This window comes from Pseudonocardia nigra, assembly GCF_019396355.1.
GTDB classification, from domain to species: Bacteria; Actinomycetota; Actinomycetes; order Mycobacteriales; family Pseudonocardiaceae; genus Pseudonocardia; species Pseudonocardia nigra.
In genome coordinates, this window is the sequence record NZ_JAHKRK010000068.1 from 1 (window position 1) to 20105 (window position 20105).

At 74.2% G+C, this 20105-nt stretch carries 17 protein-coding genes and 4 pseudogenes; 11 read left to right on the forward strand and 10 right to left on the reverse strand.

Translation table 11 applies throughout. The features are described from left to right. The first annotated feature begins 151 nt into the window (after nucleotides 1–151). The 5 genes from ligD (at nucleotide 152) to KME75_RS18415 (ending at nucleotide 4389) form a co-directional block, all read left to right on the forward strand. Entirely contained in the window at nucleotides 152–1000 is an 849-nt protein-coding gene (gene ligD / locus KME75_RS18395; protein ID WP_308282879.1) for a non-homologous end-joining DNA ligase, read from the forward strand. Between the two features lie 26 nt (nucleotides 1001–1026). Beyond that, nucleotides 1027–1821 carry a glycerophosphodiester phosphodiesterase family protein gene (locus KME75_RS18400; protein WP_219416078.1) on the forward strand — a complete coding sequence of 265 codons (795 nt, stop codon included), beginning with the start codon at nucleotides 1027–1029 and terminating at the stop codon, nucleotides 1819–1821. 52 nt (nucleotides 1822–1873) lie between these two features. Continuing rightward, the gene (locus KME75_RS18405; protein WP_219416079.1) at nucleotides 1874–3184 is read left to right on the forward strand and encodes an MFS transporter; all 1311 of its coding nucleotides are present in this window, start codon (nucleotides 1874–1876) and stop codon (nucleotides 3182–3184) included. A 244-nt stretch (nucleotides 3185–3428) separates the two neighbouring features. Then, a complete protein-coding gene (locus KME75_RS18410; RefSeq protein ID WP_219416080.1) occupies nucleotides 3429–3773 on the forward strand; it encodes an RNA polymerase-binding protein RbpA in 345 nt (114 codons plus the stop codon). A gap of 73 nt (nucleotides 3774–3846) precedes the next feature. Beyond that, the gene (locus KME75_RS18415; RefSeq protein ID WP_219416081.1) at nucleotides 3847–4389 is read left to right on the forward strand and encodes an RNA polymerase sigma factor; all 543 of its coding nucleotides are present in this window, start codon (nucleotides 3847–3849) and stop codon (nucleotides 4387–4389) included. On the opposite strand, the gene KME75_RS18420 is transcribed toward KME75_RS18415, so the two are convergent. Next, nucleotides 4386–5630 carry an MFS transporter gene (locus KME75_RS18420; protein WP_219416102.1) on the reverse strand — a complete coding sequence of 415 codons (1245 nt, stop codon included), beginning with the start codon at nucleotides 5628–5630 and terminating at the stop codon, nucleotides 4386–4388. The genes KME75_RS18415 and KME75_RS18420 overlap by 4 nt on opposite strands. A gap of 123 nt (nucleotides 5631–5753) precedes the next feature. Further along, nucleotides 5754–6590, reverse strand: coding sequence for an SDR family oxidoreductase (locus KME75_RS18425; protein WP_219416082.1), 837 nt, complete (start codon nucleotides 6588–6590; stop codon nucleotides 5754–5756). Nucleotides 6591–6668: 78 nt separating this feature from the next. Here KME75_RS18425 and KME75_RS18430 point away from each other — a divergent pair, with 78 nt between their 5' ends. Continuing rightward, the gene (locus KME75_RS18430) at nucleotides 6669–7556 is read left to right on the forward strand and encodes a LysR family transcriptional regulator (protein ID WP_219416083.1); all 888 of its coding nucleotides are present in this window, start codon (nucleotides 6669–6671) and stop codon (nucleotides 7554–7556) included. Nucleotides 7557–7649: 93 nt separating this feature from the next. Here the strand turns inward: KME75_RS18430 and KME75_RS18435 are convergent, their stop codons facing one another. The 5 genes and pseudogenes from KME75_RS18435 to KME75_RS43305 all read right to left on the reverse strand — a co-directional run. Further along, nucleotides 7650–8291, reverse strand: coding sequence for an FAD-dependent monooxygenase (locus KME75_RS18435; protein ID WP_219416084.1), 642 nt, complete (start codon nucleotides 8289–8291; stop codon nucleotides 7650–7652). 290 nt (nucleotides 8292–8581) lie between these two features. Next, a pseudogene (locus tag KME75_RS46825) lies at nucleotides 8582–8926 on the reverse strand (hypothetical protein); the annotation flags it as partial. A 40-nt stretch (nucleotides 8927–8966) separates the two neighbouring features. Continuing rightward, on the reverse strand, nucleotides 8967–9971 hold the full coding sequence (locus tag KME75_RS18445) for a sigma-70 family RNA polymerase sigma factor (protein WP_219416086.1): 1005 nt from the start codon (nucleotides 9969–9971) through the stop codon (nucleotides 8967–8969). Nucleotide 9972: 1 nt separating this feature from the next. After that, complete coding sequence (locus KME75_RS18450) at nucleotides 9973–10725, reverse strand: DNA alkylation repair protein (RefSeq protein ID WP_308282876.1); 753 nt, start codon at nucleotides 10723–10725, stop codon at nucleotides 9973–9975. Nucleotides 10726–10904: 179 nt separating this feature from the next. Next, nucleotides 10905–11178, reverse strand: a pseudogene (locus KME75_RS43305) (RNA polymerase subunit sigma-24); the annotation flags it as partial. On the opposite strand from KME75_RS43305, the gene KME75_RS18455 reads away from it, so the two are divergent. After that, the gene (locus tag KME75_RS18455; protein ID WP_246632353.1) at nucleotides 11158–11649 is read left to right on the forward strand and encodes a carboxymuconolactone decarboxylase family protein; all 492 of its coding nucleotides are present in this window, start codon (nucleotides 11158–11160) and stop codon (nucleotides 11647–11649) included. The pseudogene KME75_RS43305 and the gene KME75_RS18455 sit on opposite strands and share 21 nt — an antisense overlap. 63 nt (nucleotides 11650–11712) lie before the next feature. On the opposite strand, the gene KME75_RS18460 is transcribed toward KME75_RS18455, so the two are convergent. Next, nucleotides 11713–12765, reverse strand: a complete 1053-nt coding sequence (locus tag KME75_RS18460) for a coiled-coil domain-containing protein (RefSeq protein WP_219416088.1) — start codon at nucleotides 12763–12765, stop codon at nucleotides 11713–11715. A gap of 239 nt (nucleotides 12766–13004) precedes the next feature. Here KME75_RS18460 and KME75_RS18465 point away from each other — a divergent pair, with 239 nt between their 5' ends. The 3 genes and pseudogenes from KME75_RS18465 to KME75_RS47605 all read left to right on the forward strand — a co-directional run bounded on the left by KME75_RS18465 (nucleotide 13005) and on the right by KME75_RS47605 (nucleotide 16420). Then, nucleotides 13005–13301 carry a cupin domain-containing protein gene (locus KME75_RS18465; RefSeq protein WP_219416089.1) on the forward strand — a complete coding sequence of 99 codons (297 nt, stop codon included), beginning with the start codon at nucleotides 13005–13007 and terminating at the stop codon, nucleotides 13299–13301. A 370-nt stretch (nucleotides 13302–13671) separates the two neighbouring features. After that, nucleotides 13672–14598: pseudogene (locus KME75_RS45990) on the forward strand (AfsR/SARP family transcriptional regulator); the annotation flags it as partial. A gap of 457 nt (nucleotides 14599–15055) precedes the next feature. Beyond that, nucleotides 15056–16420 carry a hypothetical protein gene (locus tag KME75_RS47605; protein WP_504739518.1) on the forward strand — a complete coding sequence of 455 codons (1365 nt, stop codon included), beginning with the start codon at nucleotides 15056–15058 and terminating at the stop codon, nucleotides 16418–16420. On the opposite strand, the pseudogene KME75_RS18475 reads toward KME75_RS47605, so the two are convergent. Next, nucleotides 16402–17586 (reverse strand): annotated as a pseudogene (locus KME75_RS18475) (FAD-dependent monooxygenase); the annotation flags it as partial. The gene KME75_RS47605 and the pseudogene KME75_RS18475 sit on opposite strands and share 19 nt — an antisense overlap. Before the next feature lie 153 nt (nucleotides 17587–17739). Between KME75_RS18475 and KME75_RS18480 the strand changes: the two are divergent. After that, nucleotides 17740–18927 (forward strand): tyrosine-type recombinase/integrase, encoded by a 1188-nt coding sequence (locus KME75_RS18480; protein ID WP_219416090.1) that lies wholly within the window; start codon nucleotides 17740–17742, stop codon nucleotides 18925–18927. Between the two features lie 16 nt (nucleotides 18928–18943). On the opposite strand, the gene KME75_RS18485 is transcribed toward KME75_RS18480, so the two are convergent. Further along, nucleotides 18944–20101 carry an epoxide hydrolase family protein gene (locus KME75_RS18485; protein ID WP_219416091.1) on the reverse strand — a complete coding sequence of 386 codons (1158 nt, stop codon included), beginning with the start codon at nucleotides 20099–20101 and terminating at the stop codon, nucleotides 18944–18946. Between the last annotated feature and the right edge of the window lie 4 nt (nucleotides 20102–20105).

Genomic DNA, 20105 nt, shown 5'->3' on the forward strand with positions numbered 1-20105 from the left:
GGAGGGGGGGGAGGTGGCCACCGGTGCCGCCACCGGGTCCACCGCCACCGGTGCCGTCACCGGGTCCACCGCCACCCCCCGACGCCGGGAGCAGGCAGCCCGAGGGGCGCCGCAGGGGGCCGGGCGGGCGAAGCTCAGCAACCCCGGCAAGGTGCTCTACCCGCTCACCGGCACGACGAAGGCCGACGTGCTCGCGCACTACCTGGCCGTCGCCGAGGTGATGCTGCCGCACCTGCGGGACCGGCCGGTCACGCTCGTGCGGTGGCCGGACGGGGTGGAGCGGTCGTCGTTCTTCGAGAAGGACGTCTCGCGGCACGCCCCGGACTGGATCCGCACGGCGCGGGTCGGGACGCCGGGCGGGCGGTCGGAGAACGCCGACTTCCCGCTCATCGACAGCGTCGAGGCGCTGGCGTGGGCGGCGAACCTCGCGGCGCTGGAGCTGCACGTGCCGCAGTGGCGGGTGGGGCCGCGTGGCGCGCACCGGCCGCCGGACCTGGTCGTGTTCGACCTCGACCCCGGTGAGGGCGCCACGGTGGTGGACTGCGCGCGAGTGGCGGAGCGGATCGCCGAGCGCCTCGCCGAGGACGGCCTGGTCGCCTATCCCCGCACGAGCGGCGGGAAGGGCTTGCAGCTGTACCTGCCGGTCGCGGTGTCCCGCGCGGAGCGCACGTCGGAGTTCGCGAAGGCGCTCGCCGAGCGGCTGGCCGCGGAGGCCCCGAACCGGGTCACCGCGGTGATGGCGAAGGCGCGCCGCCGCGGGAAGGTCTTCGTCGACTGGAGCCAGAACAACCCGCACAAGACGACGATCGCGAGCTACTCGCTGCGCGGCCGGGCCCGGCCGACCGTCGCCACGCCGGTGACGTGGGACGAGGTGCGCGCGTGCCGGCGCCCGGACGACCTGGTGTTCACCGCCGACGACCTGCCCGGGCGGCTCGCCGAGCACGGCGACCTGCTGGCCCCCCTGTTCACCGACCCGCAACGGTTGCCGCGTCGCGGGTGATCGCGGCGACCTGGCACCCTCCACCCGTGGACCGCCATCCCTACCTCGACGGCCCTTCCCCGCGCGCGTACGCCCACCGGGGCTGGCACATCGGCGACCTGGCGGGGTGCGAGAACACGCTCGTGGCCTTCCAGCGCGCGGTCGAGGAGGGCTTCGCCTACGTCGAGACCGATGTGCACGCGAGCGCCGACGGCGTGGCGGTGGTCCACCACGACCCCACCCTCGACCGCACGACCGACGGCGTCGGTCCGATCGACGCCCAGCCGGCGGCCGCGCTCACCCAGGTCAAGGTGAACGGGCGCGAGCCCATCCCACTGCTCGAGGACGTGCTGCGCGCGCTGCCCCACACCCGGTTCACGATCGAGCTGAAGTCGGACGCGGCCCTCGACCCGGTGCTCGCGGTGCTGGAGCGCACCGACAGCTGGCACCGCGTGTGTGTGGGCTCGTACTCCGACCGGCGGCTGGCGCGGGGGCGGGCCCGCAGCGGGGGCAGGCTGTTCACGTCGATGGGGCAGGTCGCGGCGTTCGGGCTGCGCAGCCGGGCGTGGCTGGACGCGCTGCCGGGCCCGCTGTCGCGGCTGCCCGCCCCTCCGGCGGCCGGGTACCTGGCCCAGCTCCCGCCGCGGTTCGGCCCGCTGACGGTGGTGGACGCCGCGCTCGTGCGGGCCGCGCACCGGTCCGGGCGGGAGGTGCACGTGTGGACGGTCGACGACCCGGCGGAGATGGCCACGCTGCTCGACATGGGCGTCGACGGGCTGCTCAGCGACCGCCCGGACCTGCTGCGGGACGTGCTGACGCAACGGGGCGTGTGGCCGGCGTGATCACGTACTCCTACGCAGGCGTGGATCTTCGCCCAGCCGCTACTCTCCGCTCATGACCGCGTCGGCGCCCGCGTCCCCCGTCACCCGCGGCCAGGTGGTGGCCTGGGGCCTGTGGGACTGGGGGTCGGCGGCGTACAACGCGGTGATCCTCACGTTCGTCTTCTCGGTGTACCTCACCGACGCGGTCGGCGACGACCTGCCCGGCGACGTGAGCGCGAACAGCTGGCTGGGCTATGCGATCGGGGCGGCGGGGCTGTGCATCGCGCTGCTGGCGCCGGTGATCGGGCGGCGGGCCGACGCCGCGGGCCGCCGGAAGCTGTCGGTGGGTGTCTGGACGGCGCTGACGATCGCCACGATGGCCGGGCTGTTCCTCGTGGAGGACGACTACCGCTTCCTGTGGCTGGGCCTCGTGCTGCTGGGCCTCGGGTCGATCTTCTTCGAGCTCGCGTCGGTGTCCTACAACGCGGTGCTCGGGCAGGTGTCCACGCCGGCGACGATCGGGCGGGTGTCCGGGTTCGGCTGGGCGATGGGCTACCTCGGCGGGATCGTGCTGCTGCTCGTGGTCTACATCGGGTTCATCGCCGGTGAGGGCGGGATCCTGGGCGTCCCCACCGCCAACGGGTTCAACATCCGGCTGGTGGCGCTGGTGGCGGCCGCCTGGTTCCTCGTGTTCGCGGTGCCGATGTTCTTCCGGGTGCCGGAGGTGCCGGCGCGTGCGGAGCAAGGCCCGCGGCTCGGTGTCGTGGCGTCCTACCGGGCGCTGTTCCGCGACCTGCGCGACCTCTACCGGGCCAGCCCGCACACGGTGTACTTCCTGGGCGCGAGCGCGCTGTTCCGCGACGGCCTCGCCGCGATCTTCACCTTCGGCGCGGTGCTGGCCGTCACCGTCTACGGGATCGGCGCGGGCGACGTCCTCATCTTCGGCGTGGCCGCCAACGTGGTCTCGGCGGCGGGCGCACTGGCCGCGGGCCGGCTCGACGACCGCTACGGACCCAAGGCGGTCATCGTCGGATCCCTGGTCGGGATGCTCGTGGCGGGACTGATCCTGCTGTTCGTGTCCGGGTCGACGATGTTCTGGATCTTCGGGCTGTTCCTGACGCTGTTCGTCGGGCCCGCGCAGTCGGCCTCGCGCACCTACCTGGCCCGGCTCGCCCCTGCGGGCCAGGAGGGCGAGCTGTTCGGGCTCTACGCCACCACCGGCCGGGCGGTGTCGTTCCTCGCCCCCACGCTCGTCGGGGTCTTCACGCAGGCGTTCGGCTCCGACCGCGCGGGCATCGTCGGCATCCTGCTGGTGCTCGGAGTCGGACTGCTGGCACTGTGGCCGGTGCGGTCCCCGCGTCACGCGGAGCCCGCCGACGTATAAACACCTGCTTACGCAAGAGTGACATAAGTCACAGTTGGCTGACACGTCACAGTCGCGTGTGTATCAGCGCGCGATCCGGGACACTCAACGGTCGGGACGGCAAACGTCCGGTGACAGCCGCGTGACAACGGCAGCCGGCCGGGGCTCGTGCCGATGGCGGGAACAGACGGCTGCTCCGCAGACGTTACACCCGGTGGCAATGGCCGAGGGAGGCTCCCTCGGCTCGTGAACGGGAGGATGACGCATGGCCGACCGCGTGCTCCGTGGCAGCCGGCTCGGGGCTGTCAGCTACGAGACCGACCGCAACCACGACCTCGCGCCGCGGCAGTCGATGCGCTACGCGTGCCCGCGCGGGCACGAGTTCGAGGTGCCCTTCGCCGGCGACGCCGAAGCCCCCAGCACCTGGGAGTGCCGTCTGCACGGCAGCATCTCGAAGCTGATCGACGGTGCCGAGCCCGAGCAGAAGAAGGCGAAGCCCCCGCGCACCCACTGGGACATGCTGCTCGAGCGCCGCTCGGTGGCCGAGCTGGAGGTGCTGCTCAACGAGCGTCTCGAGCTGCTGGCCGAGCGCCGCCGCGAGATCGCCTGACGCGAGAGAACCACCCCGGAAGCCGGGTCGCCCTGCAGGGCGACCCGGCTTCCGTCGTCCATGGTTGTACGCGGTGGCCGGCAACCTCGCCCGCAGCGAGCACCGCAGGGTGGGCCGGTTCCGCCGCGCCGTGGCCCGCGTGCCGAACCCGGTGGTCGTGCGTGACCACGCCGACGACGTGGCCGCGCACCTCGACTCCGAGCGGCGGCTGCGGGCCGTCCTGGACGCCATCGGCGAGTTCCCGGCCGCGGAGCGCGAGGCGATCGAGCTGTGCCTGCTCGGCGAGGACTCCCCCGGGCCGATCAACCTGTCACCCGAGGTCTCCTTCACCGACCTGACGCCGGGCGCGCCGTTCCGCTACACCCACCGCCACCAGGCCCCCGGCGGGGTGCTCACCGCCGGCGGCATCATGGACCCCGACGTCGTGTCGATGCAGCTCACCGCGCCCGGACAGCCCCCACGCGACGCCGACCTGCGCGACGGCACCTTCGCCGTGCAGATCCCCGAGGGCGCCGACATCCACCGGTCCGACCTCGTGACCGTGCAGCTGCGCTACACCGACGGGCGGGTCGAGCACACGACGATGGGACGGTCGCGGGCGGCGCCTCAGCGCTAGCGCAGCACCTGCCCCTTCGTCTCCGGCAGCGTCAGGATCACCAGGAACGCGAGCACCGCGCCGCCCGCCACGTACCAGAAGAACACCTCGGCGAGCCCGGCCTCCGACAGCGACTGGATCACCAGCGGCGCGGTGCCGCCGAACAGCGCGACCGTGAGGTTGTACCAGGCGCCGATGCCCAGGCCCCGCAGCTCGGTCGGGAACAGCTCGCTCATGATCGCCGGCGCGATGGAGGTCATCATCGTGTAGAGCCCGAGACCCACGCAGAACACCACGAGCATGTTGCCCAGCCCGGGCCCGATCAGCGTGGACAGCGGAACGATGAGCACCGCGATCGCCGCCGACCACACGAGTAGCTGCGGCTTGCGCCCGAACCGGTCCGACAGAGCCCCCATCGGGTACTGCAGCGCCACGAACAGCGCCGTCGCGATCGACAGGGCGACGAAGACCTGCCCGGCGTCGGCGCCGCGGGAGCTCACCGCGAACGGGGTGAGCGCGGAGAAGAACGTGTAGTAGCAGAGCGTCGACAGCAGCGTGAAGGCGACGAGCTGCCCGACGGCCTTCGGGTGCTCGCGCAGCGTCGCCGCGAGCGGGTGCCGCACCGCCTGGGCCTTCGCCTTGTTCTCCTCGAACTGGTCGGTCTCGGGCATCGCCCGCCGCAGCCACAGCCCGACCAGCCCGAGCACACCGCCGAGCACGAACGGGATCCGCCAGCCGTACGCGCCGAGCTGCTCCGGGGTCATGGTCGCCGCCAGCACCGCGCCGAGCAGCGACGCGATGAGCACCGCCGTGCCCGTGGAGATGTAGAAGAACGCGGAGTAGCGGCCGCGGCGCTCCGGCGGGGCGATCTCGGCGAGGTAGGCCGACGCGTTCGAGACCTCCCCGCCCAACGACATGCCCTGCGCGATCCGGGCGAGCAGCAGCAGGATCGGGGCGAGCCACCCGACGAGCGCGAACGTCGGCAGCAGCGCGATCGCGAGCGACCCGCCCGCCATCAGCAGGATCGTCAGCAGCATGGCCGTCCGCCTGCCCCGCAGGTCGGCGAACCGGCCGAGCAGCCAGCCGCCGAGCGGGCGGAAGAAGAACGCCAGCGCGTACGTCGCCAGCGTGCTGATCAGCGCGAGGGCCTCGTTCTCCGCCGGGAAGATCTGCGTGGCGAAGTAGATGCTGAACGTCGCGTAGATCGTCCAGTCGTACCACTCGATGGCGTTGCCGATCGACGCGGCGACCAGCGTCCGCACGGGCAACCGGTGCGGCGGCGCGGCGGTACCGGTGGTCGAGAAGTTCGGAGCGCGATCGGACACGGCTACCCCCGGATCAAGAACAACAGGTGGTGCGCAGGTTAGAGCGCGATCGCCCGCTCGTCACCCGGTGGTGTGATCGGCTGCGACGGCCAGGTCGGCCACCGTCTCGAGGTCGGCGAGGCGGCGCTGCAGCTGGTCGCGGATGCGGTCGACGGCGGCGCGGCCGAGCGGCAGCCGCAGTGGACCCGAGCTCGACCGCACCGCGGCGATGATCGCCTCGGCCGCGCGGACCGGGTCGCCCGGCTGGGTCCCGTGCTGGTCGAGCATGCGCGCGCGCAGCGCGCCCGCTGCTGTGGAGGCGTAGTCGGGGATCGGCGGCGCGAGGTCCATGGAGCGGCCCGCGAAGTCGGTGCGGAAGGGCCCGGGCTCGACGATCGTGACGCGGATGCCGAACGGCGCCACCTCTCCCGCCAGCGCCTCGGAGGCCCCTTCCAGGCCGAACTTGGACGCCGCGTAGATCCCGTGTCCCGGGTTGGCCACGACACCGCCGACCGAGGACATCTGGACGATGTGCCCGCTGCGGCGCTCCCGCATGTGCGGAAGCACCGCCCTGGTCACCGCGAGCGCGCCGAGCAGGTTCGTCGCCAGCACGCGGTGGATCTGTGCGTCGGTGAGCTCTTCGAGGGCCCCGAGCAGCCCGTGTCCGGCGTTGTTGACCAGGACGTCGAGCGGGCCGTCGGAGAGTGCGGCGGCGACGGCGTCCCGGATCTGTGCGGGGTCGGTGACGTCGAGCGGCAGGACGAGCGCCGAGTCGGGGTGGCGGCGTGCGAGGTCGGCGACGGTGGCGGGATCGCGGGCGGTTGCCACGACGCGGTCGCCGTGCGCGAGCACGGTCTCGGCGAGCGTGCGGCCGAGACCGGTGGAGGTGCCGGTGATGAACCAGCCGAGCGTCGTCATGTCCTCATCGTGCGGGCCGGGGATCCATACGTCCAAGACATGTTCGTGCTGGCACCGATAATGCGGCATTCTGAACGGGTGGAGCTGCGTCAGCTGGTGTACTTCGAGGCGGTGGTCCGCCACGGCGGCTTCACGCGGGCCGCGGAACACCTCCACGTGGCCCAGCCCGGCGTGTCCGTGCAGATCCGCAGGCTCGAGACGGAGCTCGGCGTGCCGCTGCTGCACCGCACGACCCGGACGGTCGCGCTCACGGCCGCCGGCGAGCTGTTCCTGTCCCGCGTCCGGCGCGTGCTCGCCGAGCTGGAGGCGGGACGGGCCGACCTCGCGCGGCTCGCCGAGGTACTGGTCGGGCGGGTGGGAATCGGTGCGATCCAGGCGATCGACCCGTTCGATCTGCCGGCCGCGCTCGCGGCGTTCCACCGCCGCCACCCCGGGGTCGAGCTGGCGCTGCGGTCCGGGCCGCTTCGGGTGCTACTCGACGCGCTCGACCGGGGCCTGATCGACCTCGCGATCGGGCCGATGCCCGCCGGGCTCCCCGACCGGTACGCCGCCACCCCGCTGTTCGACGACGAGCTCGTCCTCGTCACCGCGCCCGACCACCACCTCGCCGGGAGCGGGCCGCTGCGCCTCGACGCGCTGCGCGACGAGCCGTTCGTCTGCCTCCCCGCCGACAGCAGGTTGCGGGCGATCCTCGACCGGCTCGCGGGCGAGGCGGGCTTCGTGCCCGCCGTGCCGTTCGAGAGCACGCACCTGCCCCGGTTGCGCGAGCTCGCCGCGCACGGGCTCGGCGTCGCGCTGGTGGCCCGGTCGGTGGCCGAGGCACCGGGCCCGCCGGTGTCGGTGCACTCCGTCGAACCCGGTCCGGTCCTGCGCCCGGTGGGTCTGCTGCACCGGGCCGACCGGACGTTGAGCGCCGCCGCGCAGGAGTGTCGTGACTTCCTCGCCGCGCGGGCAACCGTGCCCTGAGCCTGGGCGGTGCCCTGGTAGGCGCCGGTCACACCCGTTCGTCGGTGAGCACGCTGCTCCACCGGCGCAGGGCCGCGAGGTGGGCGCGGTCGGTCATCGCGGCGGGCAGGCGGCGGGCCAGCAGCCGGGTGAGTGCGTTCGGCGTCCGGTTGTCAGCTCCGTGGCCGCCAGCCGCGACACCGGGCGCACGCGCGCACTCCGCGCGCGTTCGTAGCGTCGCAGCGCGGGGACGGGGTGTGCGGCCGTGCGCAGTGCCCGGGTGAGCAGCCACGCGTCCTCGAGGGTCTGGCTGGCGCCCTGGGCCAGGGTGGGCGGGAACGCGTGGGCGGCGTCGCCCACGAGTGTGCTCGGCCCGGTCCCCCAGCGCGTGGGCACCGCGTGGCGCACGTGCGGGTACAGCGCGATGTCGGCGTCGGACACCGCGGCCAGCAGATCCGGCACCGGCGCCGCGTAGTGGGCGAACCGCCGCCGCAGCCACGTGACCGGCGAGGGCGGGCGCGGCGCGGACCGGCACCAGGGGACGTCGAACCACCACTGCAGCAGCCCGCCACCCGCCGGCATGAGCCCGACGAACCCGGCATCGCCCACGAAGGACCGCCCCGCCGTGCCGGCCGCGAGGTCGGGCAGCGCCGGGGTGAGGCCCTGCCAGGTGGCCCATCCGCAGTCGGCAGCGGGCGCCGGCGCGAGGACGGCACGGCGCACCGCGGACGCGTGGTCGTCCGCGCCGACCAGCACCGCGCCGGTGTGCCGGTGGCCGTGCCCGTCGTGGCCGTGAGGCGGTCGCCGTCACGCGACACGGCCACCACCCCGCGGTCGTACTGCACGACGTCCGGCAGAAGGTGCCCGGCGAGGTGGGCGACGAGCGCCTCGCGCGACATGGTCGTGACCGGGAAGCCGGTGTGGTCGTGCAGGACGCGCATGTCGAGCCGGAGCAGCGGCGCGCCGAGGCCGGCCAGCGCGGCGGCGCCGTTGCTGAAGATCGTCACGGCGGCACCGCCGGGGCGGGGACCCGCCGCGCGTTCGAGCACGCGGACCCGGTGCCCGTCGGCCAGCAGCCCGGTCGCCAGGGCGAGCCCACCCACGCCGGCGCCGGCGATCACCACGTCCAGCGGTGGAGCGCCTCGCGGGCCTGCCGGCCGGCACCGCGTCGAACTGCTTCCGCAGCTGGGAGGCGCTGCTCGTGGCCACGGCGAAGCGGGTGGCGGAGCTGCACCACGCCGACATGGGCCACGCCGGTCGCGTTCACCGCCGGGCACCACGCCGAGCTGGGCCTGGCGGTCCCGCCCGAGCGCATCTCCGTCCTGGTCACCCTCTACGGCGGGGCGCTGTTCACCCTCGTCTCCACGCCGCCGGAGCAGCTCACCGAACACGCGGTCCGCTCGGTCGCCCGCGCGATCGTCCTCGGCACGCTCACCTGACGGGCGCGGCGGAGCTCATCCCCGGGGGGTACACCGGGGGCAGGTCGAACAGCGGGAACAGCCGCTCGGCGCCGAGGTAGGTGGTGATCTCGGCGATCCGGCCGCCCACGGCCTCCACCACGATCAGCGCGAACGGCACGCAGGGCCCGCCCGGCGTGCCCGGGCGGTACTGGGCCAGCGCGGACGACCCGTTGGCCGCCACCGGGAGCAGGCGCGCCCCTCTGCACGAGCGGTCACCGGCGAGCAGCACCCGCCGGATCTCCGCCCGCCCGCGCAGCCACCAGGTGAACGGGGGCATCGACATCGTCGCGTCCTCGTGCAGCAGCGCGACCAGGCCCTCGACGTCGTACCGCTCGAACGCGGCGCAGTAGCGCGCCAGGAGATCGCGTTGTCTCGCGTCGAGCGGGTCCGCCGGCGCGTCGGGTGCGACGCGCCGCACGGTCGCGCGGGCCCGTTGCAGCGCGCTGGTGACCGACCCGAGCGAGGTGTCGAGCAGCCGCGCCACCTCCTCGGCACGCCAACAGAGCACGTCGCGCAGGATCAGCACGGCGCGCTGTCGGGGCGGCAGGTGCTGCAACGCGGCGACGAACGCCAGCCGGATCGACGCGCGCTGCGCCGCGAGGTCGGCGGGGTCACCTCCGGCCGGCAGGACGCGGGCGTCCGGGACCGGCAGGACCCAGGCGCTCTCCGGGATCGGGTCGCCGAGCGCCGCGCCCGCGGGCGAGGCGGGACCCAGGTCCATGGCCCGGGCCCGCCGCTGGGGACCGCGCAGCATGTCGAGGCAGACGTTGGTCGCGATGGCGAACAGCCACGCCCGCAGCGACCCGCGGGTGGCGTCGAACCGGTCGAGGGCGCGCCAGGCGCGCACGAACGTCTCCTGCACCGCGTCCTCGGCCTCGAACCCCGACGCGAGCATCCGGTAGCAGTAGCCGGCCAGCTCCACCCGGTGCCGCTCGAGCTGCAGCGCCTGGTCGCCGGTCGTCGCCGGTGCCCCCACGTCAGGCCCGTCCCGTCCGGCGCAGGCCCCGGTAGTGGGCACGTTCGTCCGCGTCGAAGTGCGCGGTGGCGTAGCGAAGGGCGGTGGGCGGTATCGCCGCGGCGTGCTCGTCGAGGAACGCGAGCAGCCGGGCGCGGTCCTTCTTCCCGGCCTCGCGCAGCACGCCGCCGACCGCCTTGTGGACCAGATCATGGTCGTCGCCGCACAGTGCCGCGGCGACCCGGAAGGTGTCGTCGAGCTCGCCGCGGCGGACGAAGAACAGCGTGCTGAGGATGGCGGTGCGGCGCTCCCACACATCGGTGGAGCGGGCGAGCTCGTCGAGGACGTGGCGGGGCTTGTCGGCGAGGTGGCGCCCGACGACGTCCCAGGCGCCGAGGTCGACCAGGTCCCAGTTGTCGATCCGGTCGATGCGCCGCAGGTACAGCTCGTACAGCTCCCGGCGGCGCTCCTCGGTGGCCGTCCGCGCCGACGCCTGTTTCGCCATGATCTTCACCGCACCGGCGCGCGCCTCGTGGACCGGGCTCTCCAGCAGCGTCTCGATCTCGGCGAGTGGCATGTCGACGAACTCCGCGCTGAGCGCGAACACCTGGCCCATCCGCACGCCCAGGAACACGTCACCCGCGCCGTACTCGCCCTCCCCGGACCTGAAGTAGCGCTGGATCTTCGCCAGCTCCTCGGCCGAGCGGTGCTGTTCGAGGCGCTCGACGAACCGCTGCGCGGTGCAGCCCTGTTCCGCCACATCCTGTTCTGGCACGCGCTGCCTCCTCCTCCGCGGACACGAGCCGACGGGGGTAGGACCGGCGGGGCGGCCCGAACTCATCGCGCGGAGAGGTCCGTTGGGCTCACAGGCTGATGACTGCGCCGGAACCCGCTGAGAACGGCAGCGGTCGGCCGGCGACACGTCCGGCAAGCGGCCGCCGGAGTCTTTCGGGCTCAGCGGCTCACCGCGGTCTCCCGCTCGACACGTGAGAGCTTCTCGGGGTTGCGCACGGCGTAGAGCCCGGTGATGAGGCCGTCGTCGATGCGCACCGCCATGACGGTCGATCTCGCCGCCCAGCCGAAGAATCAGCGCCGGGTGGCCGTTGACCTGTGCCGGCTGCAGCGACGCCGCGGCGGCGATCCTGCCCAGCCCGGCTGCCAGCAGACGGGCCACCTTGTCGGCCCCCACGATGGGCCGCGGCACGGCCTGCTTGAGTCCGCCACCGTCGACCTGATCACCAACGAGATCGGCGCCAAGATCGCCAAACGGTTCGCCAACGTCAGCCTGGTGATCGACCAGTCGACGCTGCCGAAGGCCACGCAGGAACTGGTGTCGCTGCGCGCCAGCCAGATCAACGGCTGCGGTATCTGCCTCGACATGCACGCCAAGGAGGCCGCGGCCGCCGGTGAGACCGCGGTCCGGCTCCACCTCGTCGCCGCCTGGCGCGAGTCCACCGTGTTCACCGACGCCGAGCAGGCCGCGCTCGCGCTGGCCGAGGAGGGCACCCGGCTCGCCGACGCCCACCACGGCGTGTCCGACGAGACCTGGGCCCAGGTGCGCAAGCACTACGACGACGACCAGGTCGCCGCGCTGGTCTCCCTGGTCGCCCTCATCAACGCGGCGAACCGGATCAACGTGATCGTGCGCAATCAGGGAGGCTCCTACCAGCCCGGCATGTTCGCCAGCATGACGAGCTGATCGGCGGACGAATCCCGGCCCGGCCCAGGATCACTCGATCCGGGCCGGGCCGGCGCATTGCATTCATGCCGGCGGGGCGCCCGCGATCGCCGCGGTGATCAGCCGACGCAGCTCGTCGGTGTCCCGTTCCTGCGCCGCGGCGAGCTCCGCGCGGGCCCGCTCGGCGTCGGTGCGGGCGCGGTCGGCCTCGCCGCGCATCCGTTCGAGCTCGCCATCGGCCCTGGTCCGTAGGGCGGCCTCCGTCTCGGCGCGTTCGCGGGCCGCGGCCAGTTCCCGCTCGGTGCGGCGGTGCGCCTCCCGCTCCCCGGCGAGGGCCTCGCCCGCGGCGTCCGCGCGGGCCGTCGCATCGTCGCGGGCGGCACCGGCGGCACTCAGGGCGGACCGGAGATCGGCGAGCTCCGTCCGCAGCCGCTCGACCTCCTCGCGCCACTCCTGCGCGCGGACCTGCGCTGCGCTGCGTTCGGCGTCGGCGCGCTCGGCCCGCACCGCGGCCTCCTGAGCGGCCCGCTCGGCCGCGGTGGCGCGCTCCCCGGCGGCGCCGGCGCGGTCCTCGGCGGCCTGCCGGGCGGTGACGGCCTCCTCGGCGAGCTGCCGCGCCGCCCCCAGCGCTTCGGTGGCCTCCAACGCCTGCCGGGCGGCGGCGGCGGCCCGCCCCACCGCCTCCGTGCGCTCCTCCGCGGCCTGCTCGGCCCGCTCGACCGCCTCCCGTGCCTCACGCTCGGCCCGCTGCCTGGCCTCCTGCGCCTCGACGCGGGCGGCCTCGGCCTCGGCGGCACCACGGTTGGCCGTCTCGACGGCGGTGAGCGCGCTGCCCTCCACCTCGTCCAGCCGCGCGGTGACGCCGGCGAGCGCCGCGGCCAGCTCTGCCACGGGCCCGCGCACGGCCTCCACGTGGTCGCGCAGCCGGTCGGCGTCGAGGCCGAACGCGGCCCGCGAGGAGTCGAGCCCCAGCGCGTCGAGGGCGTCGCGTTCGGCGCGGGCCATCTGCGCACAGGTCCGGCCGCCCTCCCAGCGGGTGTCACGGCAGAAGGTGCGGCGGCGGCCGCCCTGCGGGCCCGGCGGGGGCAACTCGGCGCGGCACTTGCTGTAGCCGCAGCGCACTGCGTTCTTGATCATGGTCCGAACGCTACCCGTTCGCAGTTTCGAAATCTGATAACCGGTTCGGCGTTTCGACAACTGAAGACGCACCCAACGAAACCGATGTTTTGTCGGTGCCTTCCACGGCAGCGGAAGAGGCGGACGTTCGAGTGGGAGCGGGGACTGTCCCGAGCGGCCCGCAGCTAGCCTGCGACCCGGCACGGTGCGCCGGCACGTCCGCCGTGCCGGTAGCGCGATCGACGACGAGGAGATTCCCCATGGCGACCACGGCCCGCGCGACGCTGCAGCACGAAGACCAGCGCGTGCGGGTCACCCGCTGGGACTTCGAGCCGGGCGACAGCACCGGCCGCCACGTGCACGAACACGACTACCTCGTCGTACCGGTCACCGACGGCCGGACCGACATCCACACGCCCGACGGGGCGGTCACCTCCGCGGAGCTGCGGGCAGGCGAGTCCTACGCGCGCCCGGCCGGCAGCGAACACGAGGTCGTCAACGCCGGCGCCTTCCCGCTGGCCTTCGTCGAGATCGAGCTCAAGGAGCTCCCGCAGTAGGACACCACCTCGTCGGCGCCGAACCCGCGGTACACGGTCACGAGGCCTGATTCGTTTGGATCGCACACCGAGGCACCCCACCCGCGGACCCGCCCCGCCGCGTCCCACTCCTCGCACACGGTGCTGACCCCGCCGGCCTCACGCGCGCGCAGTGCCCACTCGATCGCCGGCTGCCGGAGCGTCCGGTACAGCGCCACCGAGAACGGACGTGAGCGGCTGCGGCGCCGTCTCGGACCCCTGGAACACTCGCCCCGTGCGGTTCGGCATCCTGGGTTCGACGCAGGCGTGGGCGGCCGACGGAACGCCTATCCCCGTGGGCGGTCCCCGCCCGCGTGCGCTGCTCGCGCTGCTGCTCCTCGACGCCGGGCGGGTGATCAGCACCGACCGCCTCGTCGACGACCTCTACGGCGCGACCCCCTCCCGGGATGCCGGCAACGCCCTGCAGGCGCAGATCTCCCGGCTTCGCCGCGCGCTCGGCCGCGAGCTGATCGAGCTGCACCCCGCCGGGTACCGCCTGGCGGTCGCGCCCGAGCAGGTCGACGTGCACCGGTTCATGCGCCTCGCAGGCGAGGGCCGGACAGCGCTGGCGGCCCACCGCTACGGCGCCGCCGCTGCGCTGCTGGGCGAAGCGCTCGAGCTCTGGCGGGAGCCGGTCGACGTGCCCGGGCGGGAGGTCGCGCGGCTGGAGGAGCTGATGCTGACCGCGGTCGAGGACCGGGCCGAAGCCGAGCTCGCCCGCGGCGGCGCGGTCGGCGGGCTGGTCGCGCAGCTGCAGGAGCTGGTCACGCGACACCCGCTGCGGGAGCGGCTGCGCGGGCTGCTCATGCGCGCGCTGCAGGGGGCCGGCAGGCCGGCCGAGGCCCTCACCGTCTTCGAGGACACCCGCAGGACGCTCGCCGAGGAGCTGGGCGCCGACCCGTCACCCGAGCTGGCCGAGACGCCCCTGGCGATCCTCGGTGCCGAACCCGCGCGCGCCACGGGTGTCCCCGCCCAGCTCACCAGCTTCGTCGGGCGCGCCGAGGAGCTCGACCGGGTCCGCGAACTGCTCGGCACGGCCCGGCTGGTCACCCTGACCGGCCCCGGTGGCATGGGCAAGACCCGCGTGGCGATCGAAGCTGCCGCGCCGGAGGAGGCGTGTTTCGTCGATCTGGCCCCGCTGACCGACGGATCGGAAGTGCCGCAAGCGGTTCTCGCCGCGCTCGGGCTCCGGGAGACCGGGCTGTTCCCGTCGCCGAACACCCGGCAGGACCCGGTGGAGCGGCTCGCCGCCGCGCTCCGGGACCGGCGGCTGCTCGTCGTCGTCGACAACTGCGAGCACCTGATCGCCGAGACCGCCGCCCTCGTGCACCGGCTGCTCGCCGCCTGCCCGGATCTGCGCGTGCTCGCCACCAGCCGGGAGCCGCTCGGCATCACCGGCGAAGCGCTGTGCCCGCTCCCGCCGCTGCCCGAGCGATCTAGCGGTGCGCCTGTTCACCGACCGGGCCCGAGCGGTCCGCCCCGGCTTCACCGCCGACGACACCGTCCGGCGGATCTGCCGAGCGCTCGACGGCCTGCCCCTGGCCATCGAGCTGGCCGCGGCTCGCCTGCGTTCGCTGGACCTGCCGGAGCTGGAGAGACGCCTCGACGACCGGTTCCGCCTGCTCTCGCGCGGCAGCCGCACCGCAGCCCCCCGGCACCAGACCCTGCGCGCGGTGGTCGCGTGGAGCTGGGACCTCCTCGATCCTCGCGAGCAGCGGCTGCTGCGCAGGCTCGCGGTGTTCCCCGGCGGGGCGACGGCCGATGCGGTGGCCGACGTCCTGTCCGAGACCGAGGAGGTCCTGGCGGGGCTCGTCGACAAGTCGCTGGTGGAGGTCGCGAACGGGCGGTACCGGATGCTCGACACGATCCGGGAGTTCAGCGCCGAGCGGCTGACCGAGGCCGGGGAGCGGGAACGGTTCGCCAGGGCGCACGCCGAGTACTTCCTCGGCCTCGCCCGCACCGCCGACCCGCACCTGCGCAGCGCCGAACAGCTGGCCTGGCTCGCCCGGTTGACCGCCGAGCGCGCCAACCTGCACGCCGCGCTGCGCTGGGCCGTGCCCGCCGTCCCGGAGCTGGCCCTGTCGCTCGTGGGAGCGCTGACCCCGTACTGGCAGCTCAGTGGGGTTCGCAGCGAGGTGGCTCCGCTGGCCGCCCGGCTCCTCGACGGGCTCGCCCCACCGGAGGGCCTCGAGGAGGAATACGTCCTGGCCGTGCTGGCCGCCCTGCCCGGGCCGCCCGACGGCCCGGTGGACCGGGCCACCACGATCATGCGGACGCTGACCTGGCCGTTGCGCCAGCCGTACCTGGTGGTGGCCTGGTCGCTGTTCATCGGGCCACCCGACACGGCCGCCCCGATGCTGCCGGTGTACGAGCAGTTCGCGCGCACGCAGGATCCGTGGTTCCAGGCGCTGACCCGGTTCTCCCAGGGCTACCGCCATGTCTTCGACGGCGACCTGACCGACGCCGAGGCCGAGTTCAGCGCATCCCTCACCGCGTTCCGGTCCGTCGATGACCGCTGGGGGCATTGCGCAGGTGCTCGACGGACTCGCGGCGCTGGCCGACCGGCGCGGCGACGGGACGAGAGCCCTCGCGCTCACCGAGGAGGCGATCGAGGACATGGTGGCGCTCGAAGCGGTGGAGGAAATCGCCGAGCTCTCCTGCCGCCGGGCGGCCCTGCTCCTGCGCGGCGGCGATCTCGACGCCGCCGCGACCGGCTACCGCCTCGCCGCCGAGCTCACCCGTCGGACCGGCGTCCCGGCGACGCTGGCCATGGTGCACCACGGCTTCGGCCGGCTCGCGGAGCGCCGCGGCGATCCCGGCGAGGCCCTGCGCCGGTTCCGGCTGGCCCTGGACGCCTGCGGACCGGACTGGCAGAGCCACGCCGTCCGGTCCCACGTGCTGGTCTCCATGGCGTTGCTCGACGAAGACGGCGAGCGGGCCGCCCACCTGCTCGGAGTGGCCGCGGCGGTGGGCGCTCCGCACCACGACCTGGAGGCCGCCGACCGGGCCAGGAGACTGGCCGGCGCCGAGGCGTTCGACACCGCCTACGCCCCGCGCTCTCCCGCGCAGCGGCCGTCGCGTCGGCCGCCGGGACCGCGTAGTCCTTCACGGTGAGGACGTTCGCGGCCTTGACCGACATCTTCTCGAGCTGCCCCAGCATCACCTTCGAGGTCAGCATCCGGTGCATCCGGTTGCGCAGCCGGATCCCCCTGGACGTCCTCGGCGCGAGGAACGGGCCCGCGTTCTTCGCCTGCTTCAGCCCCGCTTCCGCGCCCGGGCGCACCTCGCTGTCGTAGCGGGCGAAGGCGACACCGTGGTCGCCGCCGGCCGCGGCGAGCTCCCCGGCGAGCACGTAGGCCGCCATCATCGCCATCCCGGTGCCGGACCCGCCCGGGCCGGCACCCCACCCGGCGTCGCCGACCAGCGCGACCCGTCCGCGGGTGAACCGGTCCATGCGGATCTGGCAGAGCGGGGAGTAGAACAGGTCGCTCGCCTGCCACATCACCTCGATCAGCTGCGGCACCTCCCACCCGAGGCCGTCGAAGCGTTCGGCCAGGAGCTGCCGCAATGCGGCGGTGTCGCGTCGGTCGACGTCGAGCCCGTCGCCCGCGAAGACGAGGCCCACGGTCGCTTCGGCGCTGTTGCGGTGGCTGGCCAGCGTGACGCCCCGGCCCGGTGCGTTGTACATCAGGCCCACGTGGTCCAGGCCCAGGTGGTTGGGCGCGGTGAACCCCGCGAAGTGGTAGCCCATGTCCGTGCGGAACCGCGACTCCGGCCCGAAGGTCAGCGCCCGCACCCCCGAGTGCAGCCCGTCCGCCCCGATCACCAGGTCGAACGTCCGCGACGCGCTGCGGGCGAAGGTGACCGCCACCCCGTCGGGCGTCTCGGTCAGCGAGGTGATGCGGTCGCCGAAGACGTACTCGGTGCGGTCCTTGGTGGCGGCGTGGAGGATCCGGCTGAGATCACCGCGCGGGATCTCGACCTCGCCCGCGGTGAAGCTCGCCGGCAGGCTGAACACGTGCCGGCCGTCGGTGTCGAGGATGCGCTGCTCGCCCATGGCGGTCTCGTTGCGGCGCACCTCGTCGAGCAGGCCCATCCGCCGCAGTACCTCGACCTGGGCGCCGCGGAAGTCGACCGCCTGCCCGCCCGTGCGCAGCTGCGGGGCCTGCTCGACCACCGTGGTGGTGAACCCGTACCGGTTGAGCCAGAACGCCGTCGCCGGTCCGGCGATGCTCGCGCCCGAGATGAGGATGTTCGCGTTCCGCATTGTCAGCTCCTTGGGCGCCGTGTCGATGGATCTGAGGTTCGACGGCGCCGCTGACCGTCTCCTGACCATCGGCTGACCGTTGATCGGCGCGGTGGTCAGGGGCGGCGGGCGGGTGCGTGAGACGATCAACACCCACCTGGGGAGGAGTACGTGATGTCGGGCGAGCCCGTGCCGATCGACGCCGAGCTGGCCGTCCTCGAGGCGTTGCCCGCTCCCACCACGCAGGAGTGGCCCGGGGTCGACGATCCGGACGTGCTGCGCGCCGAGCTCGCCGAATGGCTCTCCGGCTACGCCAACGCCGCGACCCGCCGCACCTACGCCTATGCGCTCGGCCTCCCGATCGCCTGGGTCGACGCCATCGGCGGCGTCGCCGAGCCCGCTGACACCGCCCGGCGGCCGCCCGCCGCCGCGCCGGGCCCGTTGCACCGCCTCGCCTGGTTCCGCTGGTGCGCGGGACGGCGGCTCGACCCGCGCGCGGCGACGGCCGCCGACGTGAAGGCCTGGCTGCACGCCCTGAGCGCCGCGGGGGCCCAGAAGCGCACCCGGCAGCGGATGCTGTCCACCCTGTCGGCGCTCTACGGACACCTCGCCGAGGCGGGCGTGGTCGCGGCGAACCCGGCGGCGCTGAACCGGTCGCGGCTCGGACTGTCGAGCACCGCGCGGGACTCGTCGCCGACCGTGCGGCTCACCGCGGCACAGCTCAAAGCGCTGCTGGTGGCCGCGGCACAGGTGCACTACTCGCGCGACCCCCGGCTGGCCCGGCTCTACGCCCTGCGCGGCGTCGCCGTGGTCGCGCTGCTCACGCTCGGGCTGCGGATCAGCGAGCTCGTCGGGCTGGACCGCGACCACCTCTACCGCAGCGGCGGCGACGAGGTGCTGCGGGTGCTCGGCAAGGGCGGGCTGCACCGGGAGGTGTACCTCACCGACCTCGCGGGCGAGGCGCTGCGGGCCTACCTCGCCGAGCGCGACCGGGTGGCCGGCACCGCCGCGCCCGCCCGGCGCGGACGCACGCCGGCCGGCGGCTCCCCGATGATCGCCACCCGCGGCGGCGGGCGCTGCTCCCGCGTGGACCTCTACACATTGCTGCGACGGATCGCCGCGAACTCCGGTCCCGTGCTCGACGGCCTGGCCGACCGCGTCCACCCGCACGCGCTGCGCCACGCCTACGTCACGATCGCGCTCGAGCAGGACGCCCGCATCCAGCACGTGCAGGCCGACGTCGGGCACGCGACGATCGCCACCACCCAGCACTACGACCGCGGACGGCGCAGCCGCGACACCACGGCGGCCGACCTCGTCGCCGCCGCGATCGCCGCGGCTCCCTCGCCGGACGGCGAGTAGCCGCAACCGGCCGAGGTCAGCGCAGCGAACCGAAGAACTCCCGCACGTCCTGCAGCAACAGGTCCGGCTCCTCGAGCGCGGCGAAGTGCCCGCCGCGGTCCACGTCGGTCCAGCGGACGATCGTGTTCTCCCGCTCCGCGTAGCGCCGGATGCCGACGTCGTGGGCGAACACGAGCGCCGCCGTGGGCACCCCGGAGTTCTCCTTCGGGCCCCAGCCCTCGGCCTGGGCGTACCCGACGTAGGCCGCCGAGCCCGCCGTGCCGGTGAGCCAGTAGAGCATCACGTTGGTGAGCAGCCGGTCCCGGTCGACGACCTCCTCCGGCAGGGCGTGTCGCGGGTGGGTCCACTCCCGGAACTTGTCCATGATCCACGCGAGCTGGCCGACGGGGGAGTCGACGAGCCCGTACCCGAGCGTCTGCGGCCGGGTCGACTGGACGGCGATGTAGCCGAACTCCTCCTGCAGGAACGCCTCGATCCGGGCGACCCGGTCCTGCTCGAGCGCCGACAGCGCCGCACGCTCCTCGTCGGGCAGCGGCACCGGCGGCATCGGGCCCGGGCCGCCGTTGACGTGCACGCCGACGACACGGTCGGGCGCCACCCGGCCGAGCTCGGCGCAGACCCCTGCGCCGACGTCCCCGCCCTGCGCCCCGAACCGCGCGTACCCGAGCCTGCGCATCAGCTCCGCCCACGCCCGCGCGATCCGGTTCGTGTCCCACCCCGCATCCGAGACGGGGCCGGAGAAGCCGAAGCCGGGCAGCGACGGGATCACGACGTGGAACGCGTCGCCCGCGTCGCCGCCGTGGGCACGGGGGTCGGTGAGCGGACCCACGAGGTCGAGGAACTCCACGACCGAACCCGGCCACCCGTGGGTGAGGATCAGCGGCAGCGCGCCGGGTTCCGGGGAGCGGGCGTGCAGGAAGTGGATCCGCTGCCCGTCGATCACGGTGGTGAACTGGGGGATCGCGTTGAGCTCCCGCTCGGCAGCGCGCCAGTCGTAGCCGGTGCGCCAGTGCTCGACCAGCGTCCGCAACCAGGCGGTGGGAACGCCGGTGTCCCAGCCGTCCCCGGGCAGCGGGGCGGGCCAGCGGGTGGCGGCGAGCTTCGCGGCGAGCTCGTCGAGCGCGGCCTGGGGGATGTCGAGGTGGAAGGGACGGATCTCGTCGGTCTCGGTCACGAGC